Annotated in this window: 11 protein-coding genes; all 11 read left to right on the forward strand. The window is 70.1% G+C overall.

From position 1 onward, the window contains the following. Positions 1 to 32 precede the first annotated feature (32 nt). The 11 genes from nuoH to ACFWIC_RS24910 all read left to right on the forward strand — a co-directional run bounded on the left by nuoH (position 33) and on the right by ACFWIC_RS24910 (position 13,827). Positions 33 to 1,403, forward strand: coding sequence for an NADH-quinone oxidoreductase subunit NuoH (gene nuoH / locus ACFWIC_RS24860; protein ID WP_380359840.1), 1,371 nt, complete (start codon positions 33 to 35; stop codon positions 1,401 to 1,403). A gap of 6 nt (positions 1,404 to 1,409) precedes the next feature. Next, positions 1,410 to 2,021 (forward strand): NADH-quinone oxidoreductase subunit NuoI, encoded by a 612-nt coding sequence (nuoI, locus tag ACFWIC_RS24865; protein WP_329883297.1) that lies wholly within the window; start codon positions 1,410 to 1,412, stop codon positions 2,019 to 2,021. Continuing rightward, entirely contained in the window at positions 2,018 to 2,956 is a 939-nt protein-coding gene (locus tag ACFWIC_RS24870) for an NADH-quinone oxidoreductase subunit J (protein ID WP_329952973.1), read from the forward strand. The genes nuoI and ACFWIC_RS24870 overlap by 4 nt, the downstream gene beginning before the upstream one ends. Further along, entirely contained in the window at positions 2,953 to 3,252 is a 300-nt protein-coding gene (gene nuoK, locus ACFWIC_RS24875) for an NADH-quinone oxidoreductase subunit NuoK (RefSeq protein ID WP_329883299.1), read from the forward strand. Before ACFWIC_RS24870 ends, nuoK begins: the two co-directional genes overlap by 4 nt. A 14-nt stretch (positions 3,253 to 3,266) precedes the next feature. Beyond that, on the forward strand, positions 3,267 to 5,162 hold the full coding sequence (nuoL, locus tag ACFWIC_RS24880; protein ID WP_329883300.1) for an NADH-quinone oxidoreductase subunit L: 1,896 nt from the start codon (positions 3,267 to 3,269) through the stop codon (positions 5,160 to 5,162). Positions 5,163 to 5,199: 37 nt separating this feature from the next. After that, positions 5,200 to 6,876: an NADH-quinone oxidoreductase subunit M gene (locus tag ACFWIC_RS24885; protein ID WP_329952974.1), complete on the forward strand. Its 1,677-nt coding sequence runs from the start codon at positions 5,200 to 5,202 to the stop codon at positions 6,874 to 6,876. Continuing rightward, on the forward strand, positions 6,873 to 8,510 hold the full coding sequence (gene nuoN / locus ACFWIC_RS24890) for an NADH-quinone oxidoreductase subunit NuoN (protein WP_329952975.1): 1,638 nt from the start codon (positions 6,873 to 6,875) through the stop codon (positions 8,508 to 8,510). Before ACFWIC_RS24885 ends, nuoN begins: the two co-directional genes overlap by 4 nt. Before the next feature lie 221 nt (positions 8,511 to 8,731). Further along, positions 8,732 to 9,745, forward strand: coding sequence for a polyprenyl synthetase family protein (locus ACFWIC_RS24895; protein ID WP_329883303.1), 1,014 nt, complete (start codon positions 8,732 to 8,734; stop codon positions 9,743 to 9,745). A 146-nt stretch (positions 9,746 to 9,891) separates the two neighbouring features. Then, positions 9,892 to 10,554, forward strand: coding sequence for a response regulator transcription factor (locus ACFWIC_RS24900; RefSeq protein ID WP_329952976.1), 663 nt, complete (start codon positions 9,892 to 9,894; stop codon positions 10,552 to 10,554). A gap of 244 nt (positions 10,555 to 10,798) precedes the next feature. Then, complete coding sequence (locus ACFWIC_RS24905) at positions 10,799 to 12,778, forward strand: 2-oxoacid:acceptor oxidoreductase subunit alpha (RefSeq protein ID WP_329883305.1); 1,980 nt, start codon at positions 10,799 to 10,801, stop codon at positions 12,776 to 12,778. Continuing rightward, entirely contained in the window at positions 12,775 to 13,827 is a 1,053-nt protein-coding gene (locus ACFWIC_RS24910) for a thiamine pyrophosphate-dependent enzyme (protein WP_355402850.1), read from the forward strand. Before ACFWIC_RS24905 ends, ACFWIC_RS24910 begins: the two co-directional genes overlap by 4 nt. The last annotated feature ends 35 nt before the right edge of the window (positions 13,828 to 13,862 follow it).

Below are 13,862 nucleotides of genomic sequence, written 5' to 3' on the forward strand. Positions count from 1 at the left end.
TCGACGTCTCGGCGTTCGACGCCGCCGCGTCCCTGCTCGCGTCCCACGACGTCACCGCGTCCGCGGCGGCGGCCCAGGAGGTCGCCGCGTACGGGACGCTCGGCTTCTTCGGGCGCGACCCCTGGTGGCTGGTGCTGCTCAAGGCGGTCTTCTGCTTCGCCTTCCTGGTCGGCACGGTGCTCGTGGCGATCGTCTGGGAGCGCAAGGTGGTGGCCTGGATGCAGTTGCGCATCGGGCCCAACCGGCACGGCCCGTGGGGCCTGCTGCAGTCGCTCGCCGACGGGGTGAAGCTGGCGCTCAAGGAAGACCTGGTGGTCAAGAACGCCGACAAGGCGGTCTACATCCTGGCCCCGATCGTCTGCGCCATCCCCGCCTTCATGGCCTTCGCGGTGATCCCGTTCGGTCCGGCCGGTGACGAGGTGTCGATCTTCGGCACCCGGACGCCGCTCCAGCTGACCGACTTCCCGGTGGCGCTGCTCTACATCCTGGCCACCGCCTCGGTCGGTATCTACGGCATCGTGCTGGCGGGCTGGTCCTCCGGCTCGACGTACCCGCTGCTCGGCGGGATCCGCTCCTCGGCCCAGATGATCAGCTACGAGATCGCGATGGGCCTGTCCTTCGCGGCGGTGTTCATCTACTCGGGCTCGATGTCCACGTCGGAGATCGTCTCCTCGCAACAGCCGACCTGGTTCGCGGTGCTGCTGCCGGTGTCGTTCATCGTCTACATCATCGCGATGGTCGGGGAGACCAACCGGGCGCCGTTCGACCTCCCGGAGGCCGAGGGCGAGCTGGTCGGCGGCTTCAACACCGAGTACTCCTCGCTGAAGTTCGCGATGTTCATGCTCGCCGAGTACGTGAACATGGTGACCGTGTCGGCCGTCGCCTCCACCCTGTTCCTGGGTGGCTGGCGGGCTCCCTGGCCGGTCTCCACCTTCTGGGAGGGCGCCAACCACGGCTGGTGGCCGATGCTCTGGATCATCCTCAAGATCCAGCTGCTGCTCTTCTTCTTCATCTGGCTGCGCGGCACCCTGCCCCGGCTCCGCTACGACCAGTTCATGAAGCTGGGCTGGAAGGTGCTGATCCCGGTCTCGCTGGTCTGGCTGGTGATGGTGGCCAGTGTCCGGGCCCTGCGCAACGAGGGCTACGAGTTCGGCCAGGTGGTGCTCTACGTCGGAGCCCCGGTCGGCGTCCTCCTGCTGCTCGGCCTGCTCCGGGACGTCGTGCAGCGCAAGCCCGAACCCGAACAGGCCGCCCCGGAACCCGTGTTCGACCCGATGGCGGGTGGGTACCCGGTGCCGCCGCTGCCCGGTCAGCAGCTTCCGCCGGTCCCGCGCCGGCGCAGCCGCGCCCCGAAGCAACTCCAGGACGCCCTCAACGGGGCCGACCATTCCGAAGGGAGCTGAACCGAGATGTCGTCCGACCAGAACGCCCGGGCCGACCGGCCCGAACCGACCGAGAAGCCGTCCGTCCTCGGGCCGGCCGCCGGCTTCGGCGTGACCTTCAAGGCCATGTTCAAGAAGCGGCTCACCGAGCAGTACCCGGAGCAGAAGAAGCCCACCGCTCCGCGCTTCCACGGCCGCCACCAGCTGAACCGGCACCCGGACGGTCTGGAGAAGTGCGTCGGCTGCGAGCTCTGCGCGTGGGCCTGCCCGGCCGACGCGATCTACGTCGAGGGCGCCGACAACCGGGACGACGAGCGCTACTCGCCCGGTGAGCGGTACGGCGCGGTCTACCAGATCAACTACGCGCGCTGCATCCTCTGCGGTCTCTGCATCGAGGCCTGTCCGACCCGCGCGCTCACCATGACCAACGAGTACGAGCTGGCGGACTCCTCCCGCGCCGACCTCATCTTCACCAAGGAACAGCTGCTGGTCGGCCTCTCCGAGGGCATGGTCGACAGCCCGCACTCGATCTTCCCGGGCACCGACGAGGGTGCGTACTACCGGGGCGAGATCACCGCGGCGGCGCCCGGGACGGTCCAGCAGGAGCGCACCGACCGGGAGAGGGAGGAGCTGTCGTGACCACCGCCCCCGCCACTCTCGCCGCCGTCACGGGCGCGACCTCCACCGGCGAGGCCGTGCAGTTCTGGGTCCTCGCGGTGATCGCCGTCGGCGGCGCGCTCGGCATGCTGCTGATGAAGAAGGCCGTGCACAGCGCGCTCTGCCTGGCCGCCACCATGCTCGCCCTGGCGGTCTGCTACATGGCCCAGGGCGCGGTCTTCCTGGGCGTGGTGCAGATCGTCGTCTACACCGGCGCGATCATGATGCTCTTCCTCTTCGTGGTGATGCTGGTCGGCGTGACCAGCGCGGACTCGCTGAAGGAACAGCTGAAGGGCCAGCGGTTCGCCGCCGTGTTCTGCGGCCTGGGCTTCGGGGTGCTGCTGCTCGCCGGGGTCGCCAACGCCAAGCTGGACACCTTCGTCGGCCTCGGCGAGGCCAACGCCGAGGGCAACGTCCAGGGCCTGGCCCGGCTGATCTTCACCAAGTACGTCTGGGCCTTCGAGGTCACCGGCGCACTGCTGATCACCGCCGCGATCGGCGCCATGGTGCTGACCCACCGCGAGCACGTGAAGCCGCCGAAGACCCAGCGCGAGCTGGCCGACCAGCGGGTCAGGGACAACCTCCAGCTCCCGCCGAAGCCGGCGCCCGGCGTCTACGCCCGGCACAACGCGGTCGACATCCCGGCCCTGCTGCCGGACGGTTCCATCGCCGAGGACTCGGTGATGGCGACCCTCCGCGAGCGCGGCCAGATCCGCGACGTCAGCCACGAGATGCTGGCGCGGATGGCCGAGCTGGAGTCCGCCACCGCCGACTGGCTGGGCCGCCCGCCGTCCGAGCGCCCGCCGGTGACCGGCCCGCGCAAGGCGCTGGAGCAGCCGGAGAACCGGCGCAGGACCCTTGAGCCGGTCCCGAACAACCACCCGGCACCCGACCACGACGAGGAGGGGGCGGAGTGAATCCGGTCAACTACCTCTATCTCTCCGCCCTGTTGTTCACCATCGGCGCCTCCGGTGTACTGCTCCGGCGGAACGCGATCGTCCTGTTCATGTGCGTCGAGCTGATGCTCAACGCCTCCAACCTGGCGCTGGTCACGTTCTCCCGCCTGCACGGCAACCTGGACGGCCAGATCATCGCGTTCTTCACCATGGTGGTCGCGGCGGCCGAGGTCGTCGTCGGCCTCGCCATCATCGTCTCCATCTTCCGGACCAGGCACTCCGCTTCGGTCGATGACAGCAACCTCATGAAGCTGTAGGCGGAGGGCCTTCGGTGAACTCACTCATTCCGCTGCTGGTCGCGGCTCCGCTGGCCGGCGCCGCCCTGCTCCTGCTCGGCGGCCGGGTATTCGACCGGTTCGGCCACTGGCTGGCCACCGCGCTCGCCGCCCTCTCCTTCGGCTTCGGCGTCGTCCTCTTCTCGGACATGCTGGGCCGGGAGGCCGAGGACCGCGCGCTCACCGAGCACCTGTTCAGCTGGATCCCGGTGAACGGCTTCCAGGCCGACATCGCCTTCCGGCTCGACCAGCTCTCGATGACCTTCGTCCTGCTGATCACCGGCGTGGGCACCCTGATCCACCTCTACTCGGTGGGTTACATGGCGCACGACGAGCGCAGGCGCCGGTTCTTCGCCTACCTGAACCTCTTCCTGTCGGCCATGCTGCTGCTGGTGACCGCCGACAACTACCTCCTGCTGTACTTCGGTTGGGAGGGCGTCGGGCTCGCCTCGTACCTGCTGATCGGCTTCTGGCAGCACAAGCCGAGCGCCGCCACCGCCGCGAAGAAGGCGTTCATCGTCAACCGCGTCGGTGACATGGGCCTCTCGATCGCGATCATGCTGATGTTCGTCGAGTTCGGCTCCTTCGCGTTCGAGCCGGTCTTCGGCGCCGCGGACCAGGCGAGCGAGGGCAAGCTGACCGCGATCGGCCTGATGCTGCTGCTCGCGGCCTGCGGCAAGTCCGCCCAGGTGCCGCTGCAGTCCTGGCTCGGGGACGCCATGGAGGGTCCGACCCCGGTCTCCGCCCTGATCCACGCGGCCACCATGGTGACCGCCGGCGTCTACCTGATCACCCGTTCCGGTGCGATCTTCAACCTGGCGCCGGACGCCCAGACCGCCGTGGTGGTGGTCGGCACGGTCACCCTGCTGTTCGGGGCGATCGTCGGTTGCGCCAAGGACGACATCAAGAAGGCGCTGGCCGGCTCGACCATGTCGCAGATCGGCTACATGATCCTCGCGGCCGGCCTCGGCCCGATCGGGTACGCCTTCGCGATCATGCACCTGGTGACCCACGGCTTCTTCAAGGCGGGGCTCTTCCTCGGCGCCGGGTCGGTCATGCACGGCATGAACGACGAGGTGAACATGCGTCACTACGGCGGTCTGCGGAAGTTCATGCCGATCACCTTCGTGACCTTCGGCCTCGGCTACCTGGCGATCATCGGGTTCCCCGGCCTCTCCGGGTTCTTCTCCAAGGACAAGATCATCGAGGCGGCCTTCGCCAAGGGCGGCACCGAGGGCTGGATCCTCGGTCTCTGCACCCTGCTCGGCGCCGCCGTCACCGCGTTCTACATGACCCGGGTGATGATCCTGACGTTCTTCGGCGAGCGCCGCTGGCAGCCGGACACCGAGGGCAACGACCCGCACCCGCACGAGTCCCCGAAGACCATGACCGCCCCGATGATCGTGCTGGCCTTCGGCTCGGTCTTCGCCGGTGCGATCTTCGCCTACAACAGCTCCTTCGTCACCTGGCTGGAGCCGGTCACCGGCCACTCCCACGGCGACTCGCCGCTCGGCGAGCTCACCGTCACCCTGCTCACCACCGCCTGCATGGTGGTCGGCGTCGCGGTCTCGTACCTGGTGTACGGCCGCTCCGCCGTCCCGGTGGTGCCGCCGTACGGCTCCCCGCTCACCCGGGCCGCCCGTCGGGACCTCCTCCAGGACGACTTCAACCACGCCGTCCTGGTCCGCCCCGGCTCGGCGCTCACCGCGGCGCTGGTCTACTTCGACAGCCGCGGCCTGGACGGCTTCGTCAACGGCCTGGCCGCCACCATCGGCGGCATCTCCAGCAGGCTGCGCCGGATCCAGAACGGCTACGTCCGGTCGTACGCGCTCTCCATGTTCGGCGGCACGCTGGTGCTGGTCGCCACGACTCTCCTGATGAGGTCCGTCTGATGGATTGGGATTACACACACCGTCGGGAGGTCCGGACATGAGCGCCCTGCTCACCGCCACGTGTGCCGTCCCGGCGGCCGGCGCGGTGCTCACCGCCGCCCTGCCCGCCGGGTCCACCGACGCCAGGCGGCGCACCACCAAGACCGTCGCGCTGGTCGTCTCCGCCGTCACCCTGGCGCTGGCCGTCGCGGTGACCGCGCAGTTCGACCCGGACGGCGCGCGCTACCAGCTGACCGAGTCGTACAGCTGGATCCGCTCCTTCGGCATCACCTTCTCGCTCGGCGTGGACGGCATCGGCGCGGTCCTGGCCCTGCTCACCGCCGTCCTGGTGCCGATCGTGATGCTCGCCTCCTGGCACGACGCCGACCCGGCGCCCGCCGGCCCGGACGGCACCTTCGAGAACAGGCGGCGCACCCAGGGCTTCTTCGCCCTGATCCTGGCGGTGGAGGCGATGGTCATCGTCTCCTTCTACGCCACCGACGTCTTCCTGTTCTACGTCTTCTTCGAAGCCATGCTGATCCCGATGTACTTCCTGATCGGCGGCTTCGGCGACCGGGCGGGCGGACCGGAGTCCGCCCGTCAGCGGTCCTACGCGGCCGTCAAGTTCCTGCTGTACAACCTGCTCGGCGGCCTGGTCATGCTGGCCGCGGTGATCGGCCTGTACGTGATCGCACAGGAGCAGGGCTTCGGCACCTTCGACCTGCAGACGCTGACCGGCGCGATCGCCGAGGGCCGGCTCCAGCTCAGCGGCACCGCAGAGAAGGCGCTCTTCCTGGGCTTCTTCTTCGCCTTCGCCGTGAAGGCCCCGCTCTGGCCGCTGCACACCTGGCTGCCGAACGCGATGGGCGAGTCCACCGCCGGGACGGCCGTCCTGATCACCGCCGTGGTGGACAAGGTCGGCACCTTCGCGATGCTCCGCTTCTGCCTCGGACTCTTCCCGGACGCCTCGAAGACCTTCGCCCCGGCGATCCTCGTCCTCTCGGTGATCGGGATCATCTACGGCGCGCTGCTGGCGATCGGTCAGAAGGACATCAAGCGGCTGGTCGCCTACGCCTCGATCTCGCACTTCGGCTTCATCATCATGGGCATCTTCGCGATGACCAGCCAGGGCCAGAGCGGCGCCACCCTCTACATGGTCAACCACGGCATCTCCACCGCCGCGTGGATGCTGGTGGCCGGCTTCCTGATCTCCCGTCGCGGCTCGCGGCTGATCGCCGACTACGGCGGCGTCCAGAAGGTCGCCCCGGTGCTCGCCGGGACGTTCCTGATCGGCGGCCTGGCCACCCTCTCGCTGCCCGGACTCGCCCCCTTCGTCAGCGAGTTCCTCGTCCTGGTGGGCACCTTCACCCGGTACCCCGCGGTCGGCATCGTCGCCACCTTCGGCATCGTGCTCGCCGCGCTGTACGCGCTGCTGCTGTACCAGCGCACCATGACCGGCCCGGTCAAGGCCGGGGTGGGCGGCATGCCGGACCTCAAGGTGCGCGAGCTCGTCGTCGTCACGCCGCTGCTGGCACTGACCGTCCTGCTCGGCGTCTACCCGAAGCCGCTCACCGACATCGTCAACCCGGCGGTCGACGCGACCCTCTCGCAGGTCCACCAGACCGACCCGGCGCCGGTCCACCCGGTCGCCGCCGACAACGCCACCGGCCACGGGACCTCCGGCAACGGGGCACCCGGGAGCGGGTCCGCCACCCCAGGAGGTGAGCACAAGTGAGCACCACCGGATGGCTCGCCGCCGCCGGCGGCAACACCCAGAGCATCCCCGCGCCGCATGTCGAGTACGGCCAGCTCTCGCCGATGCTGGTGGTGTTCGGCACCGCCGTGGCCGGCATCCTGCTGGAGGCCTTCCTGCCCCGCCGGTACCGGCACCGGGCCCAGGTCGTCCTCGCCCTGGTCGGTCTGGTCGGCGCGTTCACCGCCGTGGTGGTGCTCGCCTCGCAGGGCTACGGCTCCACCAAGTTCGACCTGCTCGCGATGGGCGCGGTGGCCCTGGACGGCCCGGCGCTCTTCCTCCAGGGCGTGATCCTGCTCGTCGCGGTGGTCGCGGTGCTGACCTACGCCGAGCGCGGCCTGGAGCCGAAGGCCGGGGGCGAACCGGCCGACGCGTTCGCGTCCCAGGCCTCCGCCACCCCCGGCGGTGAGCAGGAGCGCGCCGCGATCCGGGCCGGCTTCGCCACCAGCGAGGTCTTCCCGCTCACCATGTTCGCGGTCGGCGGCATGCTGCTCTTCCCCGCCGCCAACGACCTGCTGACCATGTTCGTCGCGCTGGAGGTCTTCTCCCTCCCGCTCTACCTGCTCTGCGCGCTGGCCCGGCGCCGCCGGCTGCTCTCCCAGGAGGCGGCGGTCAAGTACTTCCTGCTCGGCGCCTTCGCCTCGGCGTTCTTCCTGTTCGGCACCGCCCTGCTGTACGGGTTCGCGGGCACCGTGCGGCTCGGCGAGATCTCGGACGTCATCTCCGGCAAGGCACTGGCCACCCCGGCGCTGCTCTCCACCACCCAGAACGACGCGCTGCTGCTGGTCGGCCTGGCGCTGCTGGCGGTCGGCCTGCTCTTCAAGGTCGGCGCGGTGCCGTTCCACTCCTGGACCCCGGACGTCTACCAGGGCGCGCCGACCCCGGTCACCGGCTTCATGGCCGCCGCGACCAAGGTGGCCGCGTTCGGTGCGGTGCTGCGGCTGTTCTACGTGGCCTTCCCCGCCCTGCGGCTGGACTGGCGGCCGGTGATGTGGGGGGTGGCGATCCTCACCATGGTGGTCGGCGCGGTCCTGGCCGTCACCCAGCAGGACGTCAAGCGGCTGCTCGCCTACTCCTCGATCGCGCACGCCGGGTTCATCCTCACCGGCGTGATCGCCACCAACAAGCAGGGCCTGAGCTCGGTGCTCTTCTACCTGCTGGCGTACTCCTTCGTGACGCTCGGTGCCTTCGCCGTGGTCACCCTGGTGCGCGACTCCAAGGGCGAGGCGACCCACCTGTCGAGCTGGGCCGGCCTGGGCCGGCGTTCGCCGCTGGTCGCGGCGGTCTTCGCGCTCTTCCTGCTGGCCTTCGCGGGGATCCCGCTCACCTCCGGCTTCACCGGCAAGTTCGCGGTCTTCCAGGCCGCCGCGGCCGGCGGGGCCACCCCGCTGGTGATCGTCGGTGTGCTCAGCTCCGCGGTGGCGGCGTTCTTCTACATCAGGGTCATCGTGCTGATGTTCTTCTCGGACCCGCAGCCGGGCGGTCCGACCGTCGCCATCCCGAGCGCCTTCACGGCGACCGCGATCGCCATCGGGGTCCTCGCCACGCTCGGCCTCGGACTGCTCCCGCAGTACTTCCTGGACCTGGCGTCGAAGGCCTCGATCTTCGTCGGCTGAGCGCGCGCCGAGCGCTCACCGGCCGTCCGGGCCGCGCCCCTTGCGCGCGGCCCGGACGCGTCGTCCCGGCATCCCCGCTGGCCAGCGCGGACGCCCCGACCATGACAGACCCGCACGCCCGTGCAGTGATCCACTCGCGACCGGATACCCTGCCTGTATGGCCAGCGGCGGCACTCAGGGACCAGGCCGCTAGATCGACCAGGGACAGAGGAGTGGTCTTCGTGACCGTCGTGGGACCCTTTGGGCTCAGCGTGCAGGACCGCGATCTGACCCGCGACGTCCAGGCCGGGATGGACGCGGTGGAGGTCGCGCTCGCCGAGGCAGTGAAGAGCGACGTCCCGTTCATCACGGTCACCGCCAGCCACCTCATGGCCGCCGGCGGCAAGCGGTTCCGCCCGCTGCTGGTGCTGCTCGCCGCCCAGTTCGGCGACGCCAACGCCCCCGGTGTCGTCCCGGCCGCCGTCGTCGTCGAGCTCACCCACCTCGCCACGCTCTACCACGACGACGTCATGGACGAGGCCCCGGTGCGCCGCGGCGCCGCCAGCGCCAACTCGCGCTGGGACAACTCGGTCGCCATCCTCACCGGCGACTTCCTCTTCTCCCGCGCCTCGCAGGTGCTCGCGGACCTCGGCCCCGAGGCGGTCCGCGTCCAGGCCGACGCCTTCGAGCGGCTGGTCACCGGTCAGATCCTGGAGACGGTCGGCCCGGCCGCGGACGCCGACCCGCTCCGCCACTACCTCGACGTACTGGCCGGCAAGACCGGTTCGCTGATCGCCGTCGCCTGCCGGATAGGAGCACTGCTGGCCGGTGCCGAGCCCTGGGTGATCGACACCCTCAGCGCCTACGGCGAGCGCATCGGCATCGCCTTCCAGCTGGCCGACGACGTCCTGGACATCGCCAGCGACGGCCACGAGTCCGGCAAGACCCCCGGCACCGACCTGCGCGAGGGCGTGCCGACCCTGCCGACCCTGCTGCTGCGCCAGATGCCGGCCGACGGCGCCGACCCGTCCGACGCACGACTGCGCGAGCTCCTCAACCGCGACCTCAGCGGTGACGACGAGCTGCACGCCGAGGCGCTGCGGCTGCTGCGCCGCCACCCGGCGCTGGAGCGCGCGCGCCGGGAGACGCTGCGGCACGCCGAGGAGGCCCGCGCGCTGCTCGACCCGCTGCCGGACGGCCCGGCCAAGGAAGCGCTCCAGGCGCTCTGCGACTCGGTGGCCATCCGCACCATGTGAGGCCGGTGCGGGCTTGCCCGTACGGCCGGCGTCCGCTGCCCCCGCGGTCGGCGCGAATTCCCGACCGGCCGCCCCGGGGCGCGCGCGGATGGGGGAGACTGACCTTCGTCAGCTCCGCCCGCACTTCGCCCATCCGGAAGGCCGCCATGCTTCGCGTCGTCATCGCCGAGGACTCCGTACTTCTGCGGGAGGGCCTGACCCGGCTGCTCACCGACCGCGGCCTGGAGGTCGTGGCGGGCGTCGGGGACGGCGACGCCCTGATCAAGACCGTCCACGACCTCGCCGCCGCCGACGCGCTGCCGGACGTGGTGGTCTCCGACGTCCGGATGCCGCCCGACCACACCGACGAGGGCCTGCGCGCCTGTGTCACGCTCCGTGGTCTCTACCCGGCCCTGGGCGTGCTGGTGCTGTCGCAGTTCGTCGAGGAGCGCTACGCCTCCGAACTGCTGGCCGGATCCACCCGGGGCGTCGGCTACCTGCTGAAGGACCGGGTCGCCGAGGTCCGCGAGTTCGTCGACGCGGTGGTCCGGGTGGCCGAGGGCGGAACCGCCCTGGACCCCGAGGTCGTGCAGCAGCTGCTCAGCCGCAGCCGCAAGGGCGACGTGCTGGCCGGGCTGACGCCCCGCGAGCGCGAGGTGTTGGGGCTGATGGCCGAGGGGCGGACCAACACCGCAGTGGCGAAGCAGCTGGTCGTGTCGGAGGGGGCGGTGGAGAAGCACGTCAGCAACATCTTCCTCAAGCTCGGCCTCGCGCAGAGCCCCGGCGATCACCGCCGCGTGCTGGCGGTGCTCACTTATCTGAATTCCTGAATGGGCCGCCCCCCGGCCGGGTGTGCATTCTCGAACACTTTGTTGGCATTCGAACCGACCTTCTCCGTCCGGGCACGGGCCGGGCCGCCCCCTGTGTTGTACCGGTATGCGGCGGTGATTTTCCGCCGCATCGGGTAGTTCCGTCCCAGGCAATCCTTACCCGCATAGGATGCGAGAGGTGCACCAGGCGGACGGGGCACACGGCTCACGCCCGCGGCTGGTGCCCACGAGGAGGTCCGCGGCAGTGACCAGTCAGGTCGATCAGTCAGAAGCAGTGGACGGCTCGGACGGCGACGAGGGCCGGTCCGGGCCCGGCGGTGGCCGCTCCGGCGGTGCCGTGCCGGTCGGTCCACAGCCCGGGCGCGCCAAGCCGATCCGCAAGTTGGACCGGGTGATCATCAGATTCGCCGGAGACTCCGGCGACGGAATGCAGCTCACCGGCGACCGTTTCACCTCCGAGACGGCGTCCTTCGGCAACGACCTCTCCACCCTGCCCAACTTCCCGGCCGAGATCCGCGCACCCGCCGGAACCCTGCCGGGCGTCTCGTCCTTCCAGCTCCACTTCGCCGACCACGACATCCTGACCCCCGGGGACGCGCCCAACGTCCTGGTGGCGATGAACCCGGCCGCGCTCAAGGCCAACCTGGCGGACCTCCCGCGCGGCGCGGAGATCATCGTCAACACCGACGAGTTCACCAAGCGCGCGCTGGCCAAGGTCGGTTACGGGGCGGACCCGCTGGACGACGGCTCGCTGGAGGCCTACCACCTGCACAAGGTGCCGCTCACCACGCTCACCCTGGAGGCGCTCAAGGACAGCGGACTGGCCCGCAAGGACGCCGAACGGGCGAAGAACATGTTCGCGCTCGGCCTGCTCTCCTGGATGTACCACCGGCCGACGCACAACACCGAGACCTTCCTCCGCAGCAAGTTCGCCAAGAAGCCCCTGATCGCCGAGGCCAACATCGTCGCCTTCCGGGCCGGGTGGAACTTCGGCGAGACGACCGAGTCGTTCGCGGTCTCCTACGAGGTGTCGCCGGCCAAGCTGCCGCCCGGCCGCTACCGCAACATCTCCGGGAACCTGGCCCTGTCCTACGGACTGATCGCCGCCGCCCGGCGCTCCGGGCTGCCGCTCTACCTGGGCTCGTACCCGATCACCCCGGCCTCGGACATCCTGCACGAGCTCAGCAGGCACAAGAACTACGACGTGCGCACCTTCCAGGCCGAGGACGAGATCGCCGGCATCGGTGCGGCGCTCGGTGCGGCCTTCGGCGGTGCGCTCGGCGTGACCACCACGTCCGGCCCGGGTGTGGCGCTGAAGAGCGAGACCATCGGCCTGGCCGTCTCGCTCGAACTGCCCCTGCTGGTGGTCGACATCCAGCGTGGCGGGCCGTCCACCGGCCTGCCGACCAAGACCGAGCAGGCCGACCTGCTGCAGGCGATGTTCGGCCGCAACGGTGAGGCCCCGGTGCCGATCGTGGCCCCGGCCACCCCGGCCGAGTGCTTCGACGCGGCGCTGGAGGCGGCCCGGATCGCCGTCACCTACCGCACCCCCGTCTTCCTCCTGTCGGACGGCTACCTGGCCAACGGATCCGAGCCCTGGCGGATCCCGGAGGTCGACGAACTTCCCGAGATCGCACCGGACTTCGCCACCGGCCCGAATCGCGAGGACGGCACCTTCTGGCCGTACCTGCGCGATCCGCAGACGCTGGCCCGGCCGTGGGCGGTCCCCGGAACGCCCGGTCTGGAGCACCGGATCGGTGGCATCGAGAAGCAGGACGGCACCGGCAACATCTCCTACGACCCGGCCAACCACGACTTCATGGTCCGCACCCGCCAGGCCAAGGTGGACGGCATCACCGTCCCCGAGGCCGAGGTCGACGACCCGTCCGGCGAGGCCCGGGTGCTGGTCATCGGCTGGGGTTCGACCTACGGCCCGATCACGGCGGCGGTCCGCCGGGTCCGGGCGGACGGCGGCGAGATCGCCCAGACGCACCTGCGCAACCTCAACCCCTTCCCCGCCAACCTCGGCACGGTGCTGCGGAGTTACGACAAGATCATCGTTCCGGAGATGAACCTCGGCCAGCTGGCGCTGCTGCTGCGCGCCAAGTACCTGGTGGACGCCCAGTCCTACAACCAGGTGCGTGGACTTCCGTTCAAGGCGGCCCAGTTGGCGGACGTGCTGTGGGCGGCTATCGGCAACCTGGACGAGGAGGACAACCGATGACCAGGCAGTTCCCCTCGTTGAAGTTGGTGCCGAAGGCCGACGCGCCGCAGACCGCCAAGGAGTTCAAGACCGACCAGGAGGTGCGCTGGTGCCCCGGGTGCGGTGACTACGCGATCCTGGCCGCGGTACAGGCGTTCATGCCGGAGCTGGGGATCAGACGGGAGAACACCGTCTTCGTCTCCGGTATCGGCTGCTCGTCCCGCTTCCCGTACTACATGAACACCTACGGGGTGCACTCGATCCACGGCCGCGCGCCGGCGATCGCCACCGGGCTGGCCTCCTCCCGGCGCGACCTCAGCGTCTGGGTGGTGACCGGCGACGGTGACGCGCTCTCGATCGGCGGCAACCATCTGATCCACGCGCTGCGCCGGAACGTGAATCTGAAGATCCTGCTGTTCAACAACCGCATCTACGGCCTGACCAAGGGGCAGTACTCGCCCACCAGCGAGCTCGGCAAGATCACCAAATCCACGCCGATGGGTTCGCTGGACGCCCCGTTCAACCCGCTGTCCCTGGCGATCGGTGCGGAGGCGAGCTTCGTCGCCCGCACCATCGACTCCGACCGCCAGCACCTCCAGTCGGTGCTGCGGGCGGCGGCCGAGCACGAGGGCACGGCTCTGGTCGAGATCTACCAGAACTGCAACATCTTCAACGACGGCGCCTTCGAGGTGCTGAAGGAGGCCGGCACCCGTGACGAGGCGCTGATCCGCCTGGAGGACGGACAGCCGATCCGCTTCGGCACCGACGGTGCCCAGGGCGTCTTCCGCGGTGCCGACGGCGAGCTGTTCGTCGACGCCGTCACCGCCTCCAACGAGTCCGCCGTCCTGGTCCACGACGCCCACGCCGCCAGTCCGGCCACGGCGTTCGCGCTCTCCCGGATCGCCGATGCGGACACCCTGCACCACACCCCGATCGGTGTGCTGCGGAGTGTCCGCCGCCCCGTGTACGACGAACTGATGACCAGCCAGCTGGTCGCCGCAGCCGCCCAGCAGGGCCCGGGCGACCTCGCCGCACTGCTCGCCGGCAACGACACCTGGACGGTCGACTGAGCGCGGGCCCCGCATGACGGAGCGACGCCCCCGGC

It is taken from the genome of Kitasatospora sp. NPDC127035 (assembly GCF_042726075.1).
Classification (GTDB): domain Bacteria; phylum Actinomycetota; class Actinomycetes; order Streptomycetales; family Streptomycetaceae; genus Kitasatospora.